Source organism: Streptosporangium sp. NPDC002607 (genome assembly GCF_053592655.1).
The window spans coordinates 92997-108338 of sequence record NZ_JBSFWD010000022.1; the positions used below are offsets into that span (position 1 = coordinate 92997).

The following is a 15342-nucleotide window of genomic DNA, read 5'->3' on the forward strand; positions in this document are numbered from 1 at the left end:
CTCCCAGGACCGCGGCAGATCGGCAGCGCGAACAAACTGTGACCAACCCGCGTCCGCTGGACTCCGCTGGACCAAGTTCCAGGCCGGGGCTACTCCGCGGCCAGAAGGTCGTCCAGCCTGCGCTGCATCTTCGGTGAAGCCTCGCGGCCGTAGGTGACCACCCCAGGGGTGAAGGTGTGCTCGCCGGGATCGGGGTTGAGGAACAGCGGGACAGTCATTGGCGGTAAACCGCTGCGTCGCAGGTCGCGGAAGACTGTGCAGGGCGTCGGGGCGGTGTCCTCCGGAGCCGCGCCCTCACTTCAGCGGGCTCTGACCGCCTGACCCTTTCGCATTCGACCAGCTCACCGCCACAACGAGAAACAAGATCTTTCTCACCGCCAACGACTGTCCCGCTGTTCCTCGACCCCGGATCTGCCCCCGTTGGGAAGCATGGACAGCGGTGCGCTCGGGTCGCCCTCTATCTGTAGACCACCGGCTTCTTCTGCTCGCCGGGGAACACCATGATCAGAAGCTCCACGGCGCCGTCAGGCGGGTCCGGCACCTGGTAGACGAGCTTGCGCCCGCGCAGGTGCACCCGCACCCGGTATGCCCCGGGCCCCGCGGCCGTCAGGCCGGTCAGGCTCTTTCCGTTGCCGTCGGACAGAGTCAGAGCACCGCTGGGACTGTCGTAGCCGACCTGCACCACCTCGTCCCATCCCTTGATTTCCAGCGGCGGTTGCCGGCGGTAGGACTCGACGGTGACGCACGCGTGGCCGATCTCGTCGGCCGCCCAGATCGCCAGCCCGCCGCGCTCGCTGCCGACCAGTTCCTCGACCAGCTCCGGGACAGTGCCCTCGTATCCCTCCTCCCATCCGTGGATGGTCCAGAACTCGGTCCACATGGTGGCGCGGCCCTGCCGTACCGGCTTGATCTTCGGGCGGTGCGGGCGATGCCGACCGCAGGCCTTTTCCTTGGCCGCGTAGTACGCCGCCTCCTCAGCCTGCCTGCGCGCGCCCTCCTGCTCCTGCCACCGGGCCACCGCGGGGCACAGCGGGCCGAGCGCGTGCGCCAGTGGCCCGTGCGGCGCGTCCCGCACGGCCGGCGCGCCGGTATCGCCGCCATACCGGGTGGCCACACCACACAGGTGGTGTCCTTGCGTCACAACCACCCGGTCGGGAGCGTCCTGCCAGCCTTCGATGCCACCGTCGCCGTAGAAGCTGTGGTAGCCGCGGACCTCGCACAGGAACGTCTTCTCCACCTCGCTCAGCCCCCTGACTGTGCCATCGCCGAAGCCGGCGCAGTCCAGCTCGCCCTCGGTGCTCACCTTGCCGGAGGGGGCCGCCTGAGCCGTGACGAGCAGGGTCGCCGTCACGGTCAGGAGCATGGCGGTCGTGCGCGCGAGGCGGCCGCGCCGGACGAACGCCCGCCGCGGGAGCTGTATCGCGAGCAGGACCAGGACCGGAGGCAGCAAGTGATAGAGGTCCCAGCCCGCTTGCGCGTTCATCAGCTCCGGCGGCCCCAGGAGTTCAGGCATTGCGGGCCGAGCGCCCCGTCGAGCGAGAGCAGCAGCAGATCGGGCAGGCGCCGGAGGAGCAGAACCGCGGCCGCGCAGCGGGCGACGACCCTGCCGAGCCGGTCCCGCCCGGTCCGTACGCCCACGTACCAGCCGGCCAGCGCCAGGACAAGCAGCGGTGCGCCGCCGTAGCCGAAGAGCGGAAGTTGCGAGATCAGGTACTCCGGGATCAGGGAGTGGATCTGAGCGCCCGTGCACCGCCCCGAGAACATGTACGCGTAGTACCGGGTGCCGTCGTCTCCGGACAGCAGCGACGAGACCCAGAAGTAAAGGCTGGGAGCGAGCGCGGTCAGCATGGCCGCGGCCCAGAGCATCCATGATCGTCGGAGCACGAGAAGGAAGACTAAAGGAGCAGCCGAAAGCGAGAAAGGCCCTTGTCCACCGGCCGGGAAACGGCCGACGTCGGCCGCGAGCACGGAGAAGGGAAGCCGCATGCCTGACCTGCGTGCTCGTCGGTGCGCACGACATTGCCGCAGACGGTCTCCAGGTCCAGCAGCTCGTGGATGCCGCCGCGACCTCGGGAGGCGTAGCCGCCTGAGACGGCTGCGCGCATATGCCCGTACTGAACCGCCAGAGCGATCAGCCCGCCGGGCGATGTGCCAGGCCAGGTGCTCCATGTGACCGAGCCGCCGCTTGCGCTGGGGTTGGCCGTCAGCAGATCTAAAGGAACGCTAGGCGCCCAGGAACTCGTCGATCATCGGGGCCAGCCACTCGGCCCGCTGCGGGATCGAGGTGTGCGTGGTGCCCGGCAGGATCGCCAGCCGGCACTGCGGCAGCCCGGTCAGGTCGCCCGGCACCCCGCCGCCGAGCAGCTTGAACATCTCCACCGCGTGCTCCGGCCGGACGATGTCCGAATCACCCAGCACGATCATCACGGGCGCGGTGACTGCCCGGATCCGGTCGGCGGACCACTGCGGCAGGTCGCCGTCGAGCCGTTTCACCCTGGCCACCAGGGTGGCGAAACCGGCCGGGTCCGGGGCGGTGCGCACGTACTCCTCGTGGAACTCCGAGCCGTGCAGGTGCTCCGGCCGGAGGTCCTGGATGCCGTCCAGCAGGCCCGGGTACAGGCCGCCCTCGTCGAAGCTCACCGACGCCAGGACGAGCCGGCCGACCCGGTCGGCGTGGTCGGTGCCGAGCCGCAGCCCGACCGCCGCGCCCATACTCCAGCCGAACACGTCCGCCCGCTCGATACCGAGGTGGTCGAGCAGCGCCACCACGTCGGCGGCGAGGTCCTCCACGGTCAGATCGCGGTCGATGTCCGCGGTGTGCCCGTGCGCCTGCAGTTCCACCGCGAGCACTCGGCGGGTCTTCGCCAGGCACGGCAGGATCGTGCCGAACGACGTGCCGATCCCGGACAGCGCTCCGTGGATCAGGACGACCGGCCGGCCGGCGCCGGTGCCGTGCTCCTCGTAGTACATGTCCAGGCCGTTGACGGGTGCGTAGCTCATGACCGTGATCCCTTCTCGAACTCGCTGACACCCACACCGTGCGCCGCCCCGCTTACGGTCGGCTTCCGGCCGGCTTACGGCTTGTAGGGTGGCCCGCATGCGGTTCGGCGTCCTGGGTCCGCTCGCCGTCACCACCGACACCGGCGAGCCGGTAACCGTGCCCGGCGTCAAGGTCCGCGCGCTCCTCGCCGACCTGCTCGCCAATCGCAACCGGGTGGTCTCGGCAGACCGGCTGATCGACGACCTCTGGGGTGACGACCCGCCGGCGAACGCGGCCGGCGCCCTGCAGGTCCGGGTCTCCCAGCTCCGCAAGGCGCTCAACGACGCCGAATCCGGCGCCCGCGACCTGGTCGAGTCCCGCCCGCCCGGTTACCTCCTGCGAGCGGCCGCCGACGCGGACCGCTTCGCCGAACTGGCTGCGGCCGGGGACCCGGTCCACCTGACCGAGGCGCTCGGGCTGTGGCGCGGCGAGCCGTACGCGGACTTCGCCGACGAGGAGTACGTCCGCGCCGAGGCCATCCGGCTGGCCGAGCAGCGCCTCGTCGTGCTCGAACGCCTCGCCGACGCCCGCCTGGCCCGCGGCGAACACGACCTGGTCGCCGCCGACCTGGCCGACCTGGTCGCCCGGCACCCGCTCCGCGAGGGCCTGCGCGCCCTGCACCTGCGCGCCCTGTACGCGGCCGGCCGCCAGACCGAGGCCCTGGAGGGTTACGCCGACCTGCGCGGCCGCCTCGCCGACGAACTCGGTCTTGACCCCGGCCCGGAACTGGTCGCCCTGCACCGGCGGATCCTGGCGCAGGACGCCGGCCTGACCGGACCACCCCGGGCGGCCCGGATCCGCAACAGCATCCCGGCCCGCCTGGACGAGCTGGTCGGCCGGGCCGAGGCGCTCACCGAACTGCGCACGCTGATCCCGGAGCGGCGACTGGTCACGCTCACCGGCCCCGGCGGCGTCGGCAAGACCCGGCTGGCCACCGAGGCGGCCCGCGAACAGGCGTACCCGGACGGCGTCCACCTGGTCGAACTCGCCGCGCTCCCGCCCGGTGATCCCGGCGTCGCCGACCGGATCCTCGCCACCCTGGACATCCACGAGACGGCCGGCGCCAGCGTCCCGGCCACCGACCTGCTGCTCGCCGCGGTCCGGCAACGGCGGCTGCTCCTCGTGCTGGACAACTGTGAACATGTCATCGAGCCGGCCGCCGGCCTGGTGGCCCGGCTGCTGCGGGACACTCCCGGCGTCACCGTGCTGGCGACCAGCCGGGAACCACTCGGACTCACCGGCGAACTGGTGTGGGAGGTGCCGCCGCTGGCCGTGCCGGATGACGACCGCGACCCGGACGCGGTCCGCCGGTCCGCCGCGGCCCGGCTGTTCGCCGCCCGCGCCGCCGCCCAGCAGCGCGGCTTCCGGCTGGACGACCGCACCGCGCCGGCCGTCGCGCAGCTCTGCCGCCGCCTGGACGGCCTGCCGCTGGCCCTGGAACTGGCCGCGACCCGGGTCCGCGCGCTCGGCGTCGCCGGCGTGGTGGAGCGCCTCGACGACCGGTTCAAGCTGCTCGCCACCCAGCAGCGGGACATGCCGGCCCGGCAGCGCACCCTGGCCGCGGTGATCGGCTGGAGCTGGGACCTGCTCGACGACGCGGACCGCGACATCCTGGCCCGGCTCGCGGTGTTCAGCGACGGCTGCACTCTGGACGCGGCCGAGGCGGTCTGCGACGCCGATTTTGATGTGCTGGCCCGGCTGGTCGACCGATCCCTGGTGGTCATGGACGACACCGGGGCCGGCCCGCGCTACCGGCTGCTCGAATCGGTCGCCGCGTTCTGCCTCGACCGTCTTGAGACCGGCCGTCCAGGAGATGCGGCCGCGGTCCGCGCCCGGCACGTCGCGTACTTCACCGGCCTGGCCGAACGCGCCGACCCCGAGCTGCGCGGCCCCGCCCAGGCCGAGTGGTTGTTCGGACTGGACACCGAGAACGCCAACCTGCGGTCGGCGCTCGCGCACGGCGGCGGGCTGCGCCTTGCCAACGCGCTGACCTGGTACTGGTTCCTGCGCGGCCGATTCACCGAGGCCCGCCATGCTCTGACGCTCGATGGCGACATGTCCGCACAGGCCCGGGCCGCGGCCTGGCGGGTAGGGTTCGCGCTGCTGCAGGGCGACCAGATGGAAACCGCGGACATCTCCGCGTACGACGACAGCCGCGGCACCTGGTTCGTGGCCGCCGCGCTGATCGACCGCAGCGAACTGGCCCTGGCGGCCGAGCTGCTGTCCGCCGCTGGAGAATCCGCCGACCGGTGGACCGAGGCGGCCGTGCTGAGCAGCCGGGCCAAACTGGCGCACGCCGACGGTGACCTGGCCGCCCTCGGGCGGGACGGCACCCGCTGCGCGGAGATCTTCGCCGAGCTGGGTGACCGCTGGGGCAGGCTGCAGGCCAGCGACTGGGTGGGTGGCCTGGCCGAGCTGACCGGGGAGTACGACCGGGCCGCCGCCCTGCACCGCGAAGGCCTGGGCTGGGCCGAGGAGTTGTCGCTGTGGCCCGAGGTGAGCAGCAAACTGTCCTGGCTGGCCTGGCTCGCGGTGCAGACCCGCGACTACGTGCAGGCCCGGGAGCTGGCGGAGCGGGCGTACAAGCTGGCGGGCGAGCAGGACTCGGTGGGCGTCGTGGTGTTCGCCGAGCTGAGCCTTGGCTTCGCCGCCCGCCGTGACGGCAGACTGGACGTCGCCACCACTCACCTCGAGCACTTGGCGGAGCTGGCCCGCCGGGACGCGCAGCCGGCGCTCTTCCTGCCGATGGTGCTGGTCGAGCTGGGGTACGCGGCAGAACAGGGCGGCGACCCGGCGACCGGGCTGGCCCGGCACGTCGAGGCGTTCGACGTGGCGCAGGCGATGGGTGCCCCGCGGGACGCGATCGGCGCGCTCGAAGGCATCGCATCGGCCGCCGCCTACTCCGTGCCGGAGGTCGCCGCCCGGTTGCTCGGCGCCGCGGCCGCCGCCCGGCGGGCCGCCGAGTTCGCCGCCGCGCCCACCGAGCGGGACGAACTGGACCGGATCACCGACCGCCTGATCGCCGCGCTCGGCCGGGAGCGGTTCGACGCGCTGGTCGCCGCCGGACGCGACCTGAGTCCGGGCGAGGGCCGGGCTCTGGTCTGATCGGGGTCTACTGCGCCCGGCGGTATGACGCGATGATCACGCCGCTCTTCAGCACCCTGGTGTCGGCCAGCGCCAGCGTCGCCTTCACGTCGGCCAGCGGCGTGGTCACCGTGTCCCCACCGGCGAACACCGGGTGGATCCAGAACCGGGCCTCGTCCAGCAGGCCGGCCTTGAGCAGGGTGTGCGCGACCGGGCCGTACCCGTACATCAGGATGTCCTTGCCGTCCTGGGCCTTGAGCTTCGTGACCTCCTCGACCAGATCGCCCTTCAGAACCGTGGTGTTGTTCCACTTCGGGTCGGTCAGGGTGGTCGAGGCGACGTACTTGCGGATGCTGTTCATCTCAGCGGCGCCGCTGTCCTCGGTCTCCTCCACCTGCGGCCAAGCGGTGGCGAAACCCTCGTAGGTGCGGCGCCCCATCAGCAGAGCGTCCGCGGCCCGCATCTGCTCGCCGGCGTACGCGGTGGCCTCTTCGTCGAAGAACGGCGTGGTCCACTCCGGGTTCTCGATGACACCGTCGAGGGTGATGTAGGTCGAGGCGATGACCTTGCGCATGGCTTCCTCCTGGGGCGTGTGCTCGCTGGTTACGGCCTGAACTCTGCCAATCCGCGCTTACGGTTTGCTTCAGGTGCCCTTACCTCCCCCCGCACGACCGCGAGCTGCTCTGCGGCGGACTGCTGAGAGGAGACGCCGCATGCCGACCACGTGCCCGCCCGTCCCGATCACGAGCCGTCGATAGAGACCGCGCCGCCGGCCTGCCGGTCTTTCCCAGGCTGGGGATTCCCGTCGGTGACCCGGCCCGGCGCTCCACCGGTCCGGGCCGCGCGATGAGCCTCGAAGGTGATGTCCCAGGCGTGCTTCGGGACTGGCGCACACCGGCCGGGAACGATCCATATGCGAGTTTCGCTGAAGGGTGCAAGCCTCGTCGGACGACCTGGAAGGCGGAATGACGTGAGTGAGACTGCGCTTCGGCCGAACGAGACGACGGTGCCGTTGATGCCGTGCGCGTCGGTGGAGAATACCTTGGCGTTCTATGAGGCGCTGGGGTTCGAAGCCACCTACAAACAGAGCAAGCCCTACGTCTATCTGGCGCTGCGGTTGAGCGGATTCCAACTGCACTTCGGCCCGGAGCCCAAGGGGCTGGATCCGGCCCGGGAGGAGTCCGGAGGTTGCCTGGTCATGGTCGACGCCGTGGCGCCGTACCACGCGGCGTTCGTCGGGGCGATGCGCCGGGTCTACGGAAAGGTGCTGAGTTCCGGCCTTCCGCGGATCACCCGCTACCGGCCGGGCGCGTCCCGGTTCACGCTGATGGATCCGTCCGGGAACTCGATCATATTCATCCAGCGCGACGAGCCGGTCGAAGTGGAGTACGGCGGCTCGAAGGAGCTGACAGGCCTGGCCAGGGCACTCGACAACGTCCGGATCCTGCGCGAGTTCAAGAACGATGATCTGCAGGCTTTCCGTGCGCTCAAGTCCGCGCTGCGCAGGCACGGCGCGGACGCTCCGGTGGTCGAGCGGGGCATCGCCCTGTGCCACCTCATCGACCTGGCCGTGATCCTCGGCGAGCCCACCGACCCGTGGGCCGCCGACTTGCGCGCTCTGGAGCTCAGCACCGACGACAGGCGGCGCATCGAGTCGGAACTCGGGCATCTCCCCGGACTGCGGGAGTGGCTTCCCTGAAGAGCACAGGCCTCCACGATGACAGAGGGCACGCGGGCAGACGCGCGACGGGCATTCTCCCAACCTGCGGAGAAGGAGTTCGTCCAGGTGTGGCGGGCGGCCGTCGAGCCCCTCGACCCGGAGCCCCGCTATCGATCGCCGCCCTGCGCGACGGCGAGACCCTGGTGAACAGCGTCAGCCCTGCTTCGAGACCTCCCGGGAAAGGCGGATCCTCCCGTTCGGCGGCCAGATGGTCACATGCGGCCCGTCACAGCGCGTCGTACTGGTCGTGGCGGGCATACAGCTCGGTCCACTCCTGCTGCGTGAGCTGTCGGCCGGAGGCGACGATCTCGGCGAGTTCCTCGAAATACGCCTCCCGGGGCGCTCCCGGTGCGAACAGCACCAGCATCGACGCGGGTGCGCCCGAGTTGTTGCTGAAGGCGTGCACCCCGCCCGGTGGCACATACAGGAAGTCGCCTGGTGTGGTGTCCAGCCACCGTTCCCCGTTGTACAGCGAGACGGTGCCCTCCAGGATGAAAAACGACTCGGAGATGGTCCGGTGGAAATGGGCGCCGGGGCCGTTCGGGATCGCCGCCATGTCCCAGCGGTACAGACCGAACCGGCCCGCGGTCGTTGCTCCGGTCGCGAGATAGCCGACCTGGGACTTGACCCCGATCGTGAGGTCCGGCCGCGTGTCGGCAGGCCGGTAGACCGCGCTGGCGGCACCATGATCGGCGAAGTACTGCGGTGGCGGATAGGACATCGGTGTGCTCACCCCGAGCGGTAGATCATTTGCGGCTGACCGCATGATCCTACGAAGTCGCAGCGGCCCATCAAAGATCTAATTCTTGCCTGTTCCATTGGGCCAATCCTGGCGCGAGCGGAGGTCACGACCACCACAGCCCAGGCTGCTCCTGGGCGGTGTCGTCCGATACGGCCGGATCGGCCGCTTTCCGCAGTCGCGGCCGGGCGCGGGTTGCCTTGACGCCAGTGACAGGGTTCTAGCTTGGCTGCGACAACCGGGTGGCGGAGGTCGCCAGCTGGCATGGCAGGCGACCGGCCGTTCATCGCGTCGGCCGGCCGGAGGAGTAATGATGAAGTTCGGAATCAGCTACAGCACGCCCTACCACGGCATCGACCCCGACAAGATCGTGGCCTACGCCCAGCATGCCGAGGACTGCGGCTTCGAGTCGCTGTATGTTCCCGAGCACATCGCGCTGTACCCCGGTGCGATGGTCGGCCGCTTCGAGCTCCCGCCGTCGCTGCCTTACTTCGATCCGCTCGATTGCTTGAGCTTCGTCGCCGCGGCTACCCACCGGATCCTGCTCGGGACGGGTGTGCTGCTGCTGCCGTACCACCATCCGGTGGTCCTCGCCAAGCGTCTGGCGACCATCGACGTGCTGTCCAAGGGGCGGATGCGGTTGCTGACCGCGGGGCTCGGTGCCCTGCCCGGTGAGGCTCGGGCGGTGGGGGTCGACTTCAGCACCCGCGGACGTCGTGCCGACGAGGCAATCGACGTGATGCGGCTGCTCTGGGCCGGCGGCCAGGACGGTGTCAGCTTCGACGGGGAGTTCTTCACCTTCGATGACCTGTGCCAGTTCCCAAAGCCCTATGGGGTCACCCACCTGCCGATCCACATCGGCGGGTCGAGCCGGGCGGCCGCACGCCGCGCCGGACGACGCGGCGACGGCTACTTCCCTGGCGGCGCGCTCGATCCGAACGAGCGCGCCATCCAGATGGACCTCGCCCGATCGACCGCCATCGAAGCCGGCCGCAACCCGGAAACGCTGGAGTACACGCGATCGGGGCCGATCGACATGACCGTCGATCAGGTGGAGGAATTCGCCGCTCAAGGCGTGACCCGCATCGTCGTGAGTGCCACCGCCACCGAATCCGACCGGCAGCGCGAGGAGATGTCCGCATTCGCCCAGCGGTTCGCTCTCCTCGAACACCTCCCAAGCTAGGGCCTGTTCTTCGACCGGAGCCGTCATCGGACGCCCCAAGAGACAGGCTCATCGCAGGAACTTCGTGCCAACCGCTCCGTCCAGGCGAGCCAGTATCCGGGGCAGCAACGAGTTCAATGCCTCACCGGATGCCTCGTCGGTGACGGCGGTCAGGCCCCAGCCGTTCGAGATCGTGTACACCACCTGCCCCGCACTGCTTCGGTACTCCGTCGAGTCCGGTTTATGGTTGTATTTGTATGCGAGTGAGGCGTTGCCCAAAGGTGAGATGGAGCCGGTCTCATCCTCTTTGGCCACCGCATGGATATCAGGGAGAAGCCGCTCCGAGGATATCTCTACTATCTTGGGAATAGCTGCGCCGATCGCCACGGTCAGTGCAGTGGCAAGAATGAAACGAGGGCCGGAAAGTAGTTTTTCACCCAGACTTTTCGGTGGCGGGTCGTCGGGCGGAGCATCCTGGCGGATTTGTTGCACATTCGGGCGAGCAGCACTCTTCCTCTTTGATTTCGACATGCGCTGCTCTCGTCAGAGGGGCCTGCGGATGGAGTCTCTCGTGTGTCCCTGCCACGACATCGCGGAAAGTATCGCCCGCATTACAGCCGGGAAGCTGTGGCCCTGTCCGGACGTCTGCCACTGATCATGAGCGGCATGCTCGCGAGCACGCCGGCATCAGCAGGGTGAAAAAGGTACGCATGGCCGCGAACCCTGCCGAGACCTCCTAATAAAATGATCTCCATGTACGGCGATGACCCCTTTCCGGGCCGTACGCCGTCGGCCGACCGCACCGTGGATGCGGACTCTCAAAGCTCGTCGCCGGGTGGCTCGGCATGAAGGACGGCGGCGTCAGCCGCAGCGACCGAACATCTGCACGTAGGTCGCGGCCGGGGTGACGGACCCGGCGGCCGGATCCGCGCTTCCCCAGACCGCTTTGGTGTACAGCTCGGTGTAAGCCGGGTTGAGGATGGTGTCGCGGTGTGGCTTGCTGTTCATCCACCAGGTGACAGCCGCCCGCGGCGTGACAGAAGAGGTTCCCCACCCCGCGTAGGTGTTCTCGCCGACGGAGAACGAGGCGCAGCGGCGACCGTAGCCCACCGCCTGGGCACGGCTCAGCGGGGTCGAGCCGGTCTGCGGGTTGATGTGCGGGTCGCACTGGCCGGGGTTGCCCTGCACGGGGCGGCAGTTCTTACCCGGCTCCGCCTTTCCCCACCAGCGCAGTCTGACGGCGTCCGCGGCGTGCCTGGCCGCGGCGTCGGCGAGTGTGGGGGCACCCTTCTTGCCCAGCGAGAGGTATCTCTTCAGCGGCTTCAGGCCGGTCCGTTCGGCGTTGACGAGACACAGAACCGCTGTCTCGATGGTGGTCGCCTGCGCCCTGAAGTCGAAACGTCCCCGGTTGGTGTCGGGGAACGCGGACTGGGGCCGGTAGACGACGTCGATGTTCGCGCAGGCTCCGGCGCCTTTCAACGGTGCGGACGCGGCGGCTGCCGGCTGTGCCAGTGAAACGGCGCCGGTCAGGCTCAGCAGGAGGGTGCCGGTCACGGCGACGGCGGCCTGCCGGCGGCGTGACACGGGGTTATCGGGTCGCGGCTGCTTGCGGGAGAGGTGTAGGAGGCTGCTCATGGGGGACTCCTCGGCGTCGGTGTCCTTCAGTGATAAGCCGAGGGCCTTACAGGTGCCTTGCGGCGCCCTTGAATGTATTTTTCGCCATATTTCAGGGTGTGGCGGGTCGAACAGGACGAGACCGGTCTCGGCCATCAATCCGGCTCCAGCCGTTCGGGCATGCTTCAATGACCAGACATGATCCCAAGGAAGCTGATGGCGGCCGCCCTGGTGGTCGTGACGGTTCCTCTCCTCGGCGGGCAGGCCCAGGCCCGGACATCGTCCTCCGCGATCTCGGTGATGAGCTGGAACGTCTGCGCGGGCACCAACGCCGGTTGCTTCCTCTACGGCAGGAGCATGCGGGAGGTGGCCGCGAAGGTCGGCTGGTACGCGACCACCCAGCCGATCAAGCCGGATGTGATCTTCCTGCAGGAGTTCTGCTCGGGTGGGACGGCCACGCTGGAGAGCCTGCTGGAGCAGCAGACCGGGCGCGCCTGGACGGTGCGCTCGTCGATCCTTACCTGGAAGGACGGCTCGCCGAAGGTCTGCGCCCCTGACCGGCAGGGACACCCGCGGGGCGATATCGCCGTCACCGTCGCGGTCGCCGACCACGCGGCCACCTTCCAGGACCACGGGCTGACCTCCCCGCCGTGGTACGTCAAGCGCATGGCGCTCTGCGCCGCGATCCCGGCCAGGAGGGTCAACGTCTGCGGCACCCACCTCAGCGCCGGCCTGTCCTACGACGACAGGGAGCCCGACGCGCCCTTCCGGAAGAGGCAGGTCGAGGAGTTGCTGGCGGTGGCGGCCAAGCCCGGCTACCGTGCCGTCTTCGGCGGGGACCTCAACCTGGCCCCGCCGGACAGCGGGCAGAGCACCGCCGTGAAGAGACGCATCCTGGCGCCCGTCTACGCGGCCTACGCCGAGTGTGACCAGAACGGCGACCGCGACGGACGGTGGACCGAGAAGCACGTCCGCGAGGACGGCGGCGTCTCGAAGCGCAAGCTCGACTACCTCTTCGCCCCCAGGGGAAGCGTGACCCGGTGTCATGTGGCGCAGGGTGCCGCCTCCTCCGACCACAAGCCCATCTACGTCAGGGCCAAGCTCGGCTGACCCCCTGCGTACGGCGAAGGCCCGGCCGGGCCTTCGGCTTACGAGCGGGGACGGGACCTGGCAGCCGCGCGAGTCCGCCCTCCGTTCTCACAACCAGGAGCTGACCGCGGCGACCAGGGAGACCACCAGGATGACCGCCCCGACGGTCAGGAACAGCACGCTGTGGAGCACGCCCTTGCCGCCCACCCCGTCCAGGCGGGCGCGCTGGGGTCGCTCGGGGTCGTAGACCACCATGACCTGCTGGCCCGGACGGGCCGGCGGCGGGTTGGAGCCCAGATCCGACTCGGTCTCCACCACGGAGCCCTGCACCGTCTGGAACTGCAGCGTGGGGTAGTACACGCCGCTGTCGTTGCCGTTGCTGCTGGACCAGCGCAGTCCCACGACGACGCCCGGCACCCGCACCCCGTGCCGCCGCAGCCGCTGCCCGACAGTGAGCACACGAACGCCGATCCCGGCGAACACCGCTCCGAACACGATTCCAAACAATGGCACGATGCTCATGTCCACCGCCTCCTTCTCATCCCGTTCGAGGGCCTGCACCGCGCCGAGCCGCTGCGGCTCAGGAGCACCGTGGATGAGGCTAGAGGCCGACACTGGAGAACGACTTGTAGATCATTGGGACGCCCCGGCCGCGAGTGACCGCCGTCGACGAGAACCGCCGGCCGCGCACCCGAACGGGGCGTCGCGGTCCGTTCACCGGTCGTCCACGCGGCGGTGTGGTGGTGTCACGGCCGCGTTGGCGAGGCGGGTGGACAGTTTGCGGAGGTGCCGGGCGAGTTCCGGGGGTGACTCGACCTCGAAGTCGACGTCGAGCATGCCCACCGTGAACACGACGAGGTCGAACGAGTCCGAGGCGATTTCCAGCAGGCAGGTGTGGTCGTCGAGGGGGGTCACGACTCCGCTGACGCGTCCGGCGATGTCCGGTGCGGGGGCGTGCACCCGCAACCGGGCGCGGAGCGGCCACATCTCGAAGCCCATCGTTCTGCACAGGTAGGCCGCCACGTCACCGTCGGGCGGTTCACGGTGGGCGAACCGGGGACCGTTGGGCGTTCGCAGGGACATCCGGTCGACCCGGAAGGTGCGCCAGTCCTTCCGTTCGACGTCCCAGCCGACCAGGTACCACTTCCGCCCCCAGCAGACGAGGCGATGTGGCTCGACGTCGCGGCGGGACTCGGCCCCGTGGTGGCTGACGTAGTCGAAACGCAGCACCTCGGCGGCTCGGATCGCGGCCGAGATCGCGGTGAGCACCGCCGCCTGCACGGTGGGCCCGCCCTTGGACGGCATCGCGACCACCGCGCTTCTCAGCGCGGTGACCCGGTGCCGCAACCGGGACGGCAGCATCTGCTCGACCTTGGTCAGGGCGCGCAGCGAAGCCTCCTCGATCCCCGCCACACTGTGCAGCCCGACCGTGACCGCCACCGCCTCCTCGTCGTCCAGCAACAGCGGGGGCAGCGAGGCGCCGGCTCCAAGCCGGTAGCCGCCGACCGGTCCCATCGAGGCGTGGATCGAATACCCCAGCTCACGGAGCCTGTCGACATCGCGCCGTACCGTCCTGGTGGTGACTCCCAGCCGCTCGGCGAGTTCCGTGCCGGACCAGTCGCGATGCGTCTGCAGCAGCGACAGCAGCCGCAGCAGTCGAGCGGGTGTTTCCAACATTCGTCCACTATCGCTCCTGTGTAGGAACGGAGCTGTCCTATACAGGGCGGAGGGTGGGCGGCATGAGCACAGAAACGCCCTTCCGCATCGATATCCCGCAGGCAGAACTCGACGACCTGCGGGACCGGCTGGCCCGTACCCGCTGGCCGGACGAACTGCCCGGCGTCGGCTGGTCCTACGGGGTGAACAAGGACCACCTCATCGAGCTGGTCGAGTACTGGCGCACCGGCTACGACTGGCGGGAGCACGAGGCCCGCCTCAACAAGGTCCCGCAGTTCACCACGGAGATCGACGGGCAGAACATCCATTTCCTGCACGTACGCTCGCCCGAGCCGGACGCCACCCCGCTGATCATCACTCACGGGTGGCCGAGCACGGTGTACGACTTCCTGGACATCCTCGGGCCGCTGACCGACCCGCGGTCACACGGCGGGGACCCGGCGGACGCCTTCCACGTCGTGGTCCCGTCACTGCCGGGTTTCGCGTTCTCCGGGCCGACGCGGGAGACCGGCTGGGGGATCAACCGCACCGCGCGGGCCTGGGCCGAGCTGATGCGACGGCTGGGATACCACCGCTACGGCACCCAGGGCGGCGACTACGGCAGCATCATCTCCCCGGCGATCGGCCGGGCGGATCGGGAGCACGTCATCGGCGTCCATGTCAACGCGCTGGCCAACGCCGCGACAGCGGTCGATCCCAGCGAGCTGGACGCGCTCTCCGCGGCGGACCGGGAGCAGGCCGGGCAGAACCAGAGGTGGTGGTACGGCCGCTCCGGCTACGCCACCCAGATGGCCAACCGGCCGCAGACCCTGGCGTACGCGCTCAACGACTCCCCGGCCGGTCAGCTCGCGTGGAACCTGGAATGGTTCGTGGACTGGGACCCCGCCCGGACCGAGCAGACCCCCGTCGACCGCGACGTCATCCTGACCGACGTCACGATCTTCTGGCTGACCGCGACCGCGGGATCAGCAGCTCGGCTCTACCGTGAGGCCGGACCGGAGTCGTGGGGTCCACGTCCCGAGCCCGCACCGGTCCCGACGGGTGTGGCGAACTTCCCCGGAGACCGGGCGATCCGCGGGCTGGCGGAGTTGTCGAACACGATCACCCACTGGTCGCGGCACTCCCGCGGCGGCCACTTCGCCTCACTCCAGGCCCCGGACCTGCTGGTCTCGGACATCCGGCAGTTCTTCCGGACAGTACGACCGCGGTAGCCGGAG

At 69.7% G+C, this 15342-nt stretch carries 15 protein-coding genes; 5 read left to right on the plus strand and 10 right to left on the minus strand.

Features of this window, described 5'->3' with window-relative positions; all coding sequences use genetic code 11:
• Positions 1 to 89: 89 nt before the first annotated feature.
• The 4 genes from ACWD3H_RS24615 to ACWD3H_RS24630 form a co-directional block, all read right to left on the minus strand.
• On the minus strand, positions 90 to 218 hold the full coding sequence (locus tag ACWD3H_RS24615; RefSeq protein WP_451956626.1) for a hypothetical protein: 129 nt from the start codon (positions 216 to 218) through the stop codon (positions 90 to 92).
• A gap of 239 nt (positions 219 to 457) precedes the next feature.
• Positions 458 to 1483 (minus strand): hypothetical protein, encoded by a 1026-nt coding sequence (locus ACWD3H_RS24620; protein ID WP_451956627.1) that lies wholly within the window; start codon positions 1481 to 1483, stop codon positions 458 to 460.
• Positions 1483 to 1884, minus strand: a complete 402-nt coding sequence (locus ACWD3H_RS24625) for a hypothetical protein (protein ID WP_451956628.1) — start codon at positions 1882 to 1884, stop codon at positions 1483 to 1485. Before ACWD3H_RS24625 ends, ACWD3H_RS24620 begins: the two co-directional genes overlap by 1 nt.
• Before the next feature lie 339 nt (positions 1885 to 2223).
• Positions 2224 to 3000 (minus strand): alpha/beta fold hydrolase, encoded by a 777-nt coding sequence (locus ACWD3H_RS24630; RefSeq protein WP_451956629.1) that lies wholly within the window; start codon positions 2998 to 3000, stop codon positions 2224 to 2226.
• A 97-nt stretch (positions 3001 to 3097) separates the two neighbouring features.
• On the opposite strand from ACWD3H_RS24630, the gene ACWD3H_RS24635 reads away from it, so the two are divergent.
• On the plus strand, positions 3098 to 6145 hold the full coding sequence (locus ACWD3H_RS24635) for a BTAD domain-containing putative transcriptional regulator (RefSeq protein WP_451956630.1): 3048 nt from the start codon (positions 3098 to 3100) through the stop codon (positions 6143 to 6145).
• 7 nt (positions 6146 to 6152) lie between these two features.
• Here the strand turns inward: ACWD3H_RS24635 and ACWD3H_RS24640 are convergent, their stop codons facing one another.
• Positions 6153 to 6698, minus strand: a complete 546-nt coding sequence (locus ACWD3H_RS24640) for a dihydrofolate reductase family protein (protein ID WP_355550433.1) — start codon at positions 6696 to 6698, stop codon at positions 6153 to 6155.
• 468 nt (positions 6699 to 7166) lie between these two features.
• Between ACWD3H_RS24640 and ACWD3H_RS24645 the strand changes: the two genes are divergently transcribed.
• Positions 7167 to 7823, plus strand: coding sequence for a glyoxalase (locus ACWD3H_RS24645; RefSeq protein WP_451956631.1), 657 nt, complete (start codon positions 7167 to 7169; stop codon positions 7821 to 7823).
• Between the two features lie 247 nt (positions 7824 to 8070).
• Here ACWD3H_RS24645 and ACWD3H_RS24650 read toward each other — a convergent pair whose 3' ends face one another.
• Positions 8071 to 8565 (minus strand): cupin domain-containing protein, encoded by a 495-nt coding sequence (locus ACWD3H_RS24650; RefSeq protein ID WP_451956632.1) that lies wholly within the window; start codon positions 8563 to 8565, stop codon positions 8071 to 8073.
• A gap of 328 nt (positions 8566 to 8893) precedes the next feature.
• Here ACWD3H_RS24650 and ACWD3H_RS24655 point away from each other — a divergent pair, with 328 nt between their 5' ends.
• Positions 8894 to 9766, plus strand: coding sequence for a TIGR03619 family F420-dependent LLM class oxidoreductase (locus tag ACWD3H_RS24655; RefSeq protein ID WP_350955727.1), 873 nt, complete (start codon positions 8894 to 8896; stop codon positions 9764 to 9766).
• Positions 9767 to 9814: 48 nt separating this feature from the next.
• On the opposite strand, the gene ACWD3H_RS24660 is transcribed toward ACWD3H_RS24655, so the two are convergent.
• Together ACWD3H_RS24660 and ACWD3H_RS24665 are read right to left on the minus strand one after the other, a co-directional pair.
• A complete protein-coding gene (locus tag ACWD3H_RS24660; RefSeq protein WP_451956633.1) occupies positions 9815 to 10276 on the minus strand; it encodes a hypothetical protein in 462 nt (153 codons plus the stop codon).
• A 330-nt stretch (positions 10277 to 10606) separates the two neighbouring features.
• Positions 10607 to 11380, minus strand: a complete 774-nt coding sequence (locus ACWD3H_RS24665) for a CAP domain-containing protein (RefSeq protein WP_451956634.1) — start codon at positions 11378 to 11380, stop codon at positions 10607 to 10609.
• Between the two features lie 177 nt (positions 11381 to 11557).
• Between ACWD3H_RS24665 and ACWD3H_RS24670 the strand changes: the two genes are divergently transcribed.
• Complete coding sequence (locus ACWD3H_RS24670; protein WP_451956635.1) at positions 11558 to 12469, plus strand: endonuclease/exonuclease/phosphatase family protein; 912 nt, start codon at positions 11558 to 11560, stop codon at positions 12467 to 12469.
• Positions 12470 to 12556: 87 nt separating this feature from the next.
• Here ACWD3H_RS24670 and ACWD3H_RS24675 read toward each other — a convergent pair whose 3' ends face one another.
• Together ACWD3H_RS24675 and ACWD3H_RS24680 are read right to left on the minus strand one after the other, a co-directional pair.
• Complete coding sequence (locus ACWD3H_RS24675) at positions 12557 to 12970, minus strand: DUF3592 domain-containing protein (protein WP_451956636.1); 414 nt, start codon at positions 12968 to 12970, stop codon at positions 12557 to 12559.
• A gap of 192 nt (positions 12971 to 13162) precedes the next feature.
• Entirely contained in the window at positions 13163 to 14125 is a 963-nt protein-coding gene (locus ACWD3H_RS24680; RefSeq protein ID WP_451956637.1) for a helix-turn-helix transcriptional regulator, read from the minus strand.
• A gap of 62 nt (positions 14126 to 14187) precedes the next feature.
• Between ACWD3H_RS24680 and ACWD3H_RS24685 the strand changes: the two genes are divergently transcribed.
• Complete coding sequence (locus tag ACWD3H_RS24685; protein WP_355550450.1) at positions 14188 to 15336, plus strand: epoxide hydrolase family protein; 1149 nt, start codon at positions 14188 to 14190, stop codon at positions 15334 to 15336.
• The last annotated feature ends 6 nt before the right edge of the window (positions 15337 to 15342 follow it).

Bases quoted from the DNA above. Each gene is read 5' to 3' on its own strand.
- ACWD3H_RS24640 (WP_355550433.1), bottom strand. From the start codon at position 6,698: ATGCGCAAGGTCATCGCCTCGACCTACATCACCCTCGACGGTGTCATC.
- ACWD3H_RS24615 (WP_451956626.1), bottom strand. From the start codon at position 218: ATGACTGTCCCGCTGTTCCTCAACCCCGATCCCGGCGAGCACACCTTC.
- ACWD3H_RS24620 (WP_451956627.1), bottom strand. From the start codon at position 1,483: ATGAACGCGCAAGCGGGCTGGGACCTCTATCACTTGCTGCCTCCGGTC.
- ACWD3H_RS24680 (WP_451956637.1), bottom strand. From the start codon at position 14,125: ATGTTGGAAACACCCGCTCGACTGCTGCGGCTGCTGTCGCTGCTGCAG.
- ACWD3H_RS24685 (WP_355550450.1), top strand. From the start codon at position 14,188: ATGAGCACAGAAACGCCCTTCCGCATCGATATCCCGCAGGCAGAACTC.
- ACWD3H_RS24635 (WP_451956630.1), top strand. From the start codon at position 3,098: ATGCGGTTCGGCGTCCTGGGTCCGCTCGCCGTCACCACCGACACCGGC.
- ACWD3H_RS24665 (WP_451956634.1), bottom strand. From the start codon at position 11,380: ATGAGCAGCCTCCTACACCTCTCCCGCAAGCAGCCGCGACCCGATAAC.
- ACWD3H_RS24660 (WP_451956633.1), bottom strand. From the start codon at position 10,276: ATGTCGAAATCAAAGAGGAAGAGTGCTGCTCGCCCGAATGTGCAACAA.
- ACWD3H_RS24630 (WP_451956629.1), bottom strand. From the start codon at position 3,000: ATGAGCTACGCACCCGTCAACGGCCTGGACATGTACTACGAGGAGCAC.
- ACWD3H_RS24670 (WP_451956635.1), top strand. From the start codon at position 11,558: ATGATCCCAAGGAAGCTGATGGCGGCCGCCCTGGTGGTCGTGACGGTT.
- ACWD3H_RS24650 (WP_451956632.1), bottom strand. From the start codon at position 8,565: ATGTCCTATCCGCCACCGCAGTACTTCGCCGATCATGGTGCCGCCAGC.
- ACWD3H_RS24655 (WP_350955727.1), top strand. From the start codon at position 8,894: ATGATGAAGTTCGGAATCAGCTACAGCACGCCCTACCACGGCATCGAC.
- ACWD3H_RS24675 (WP_451956636.1), bottom strand. From the start codon at position 12,970: ATGAGCATCGTGCCATTGTTTGGAATCGTGTTCGGAGCGGTGTTCGCC.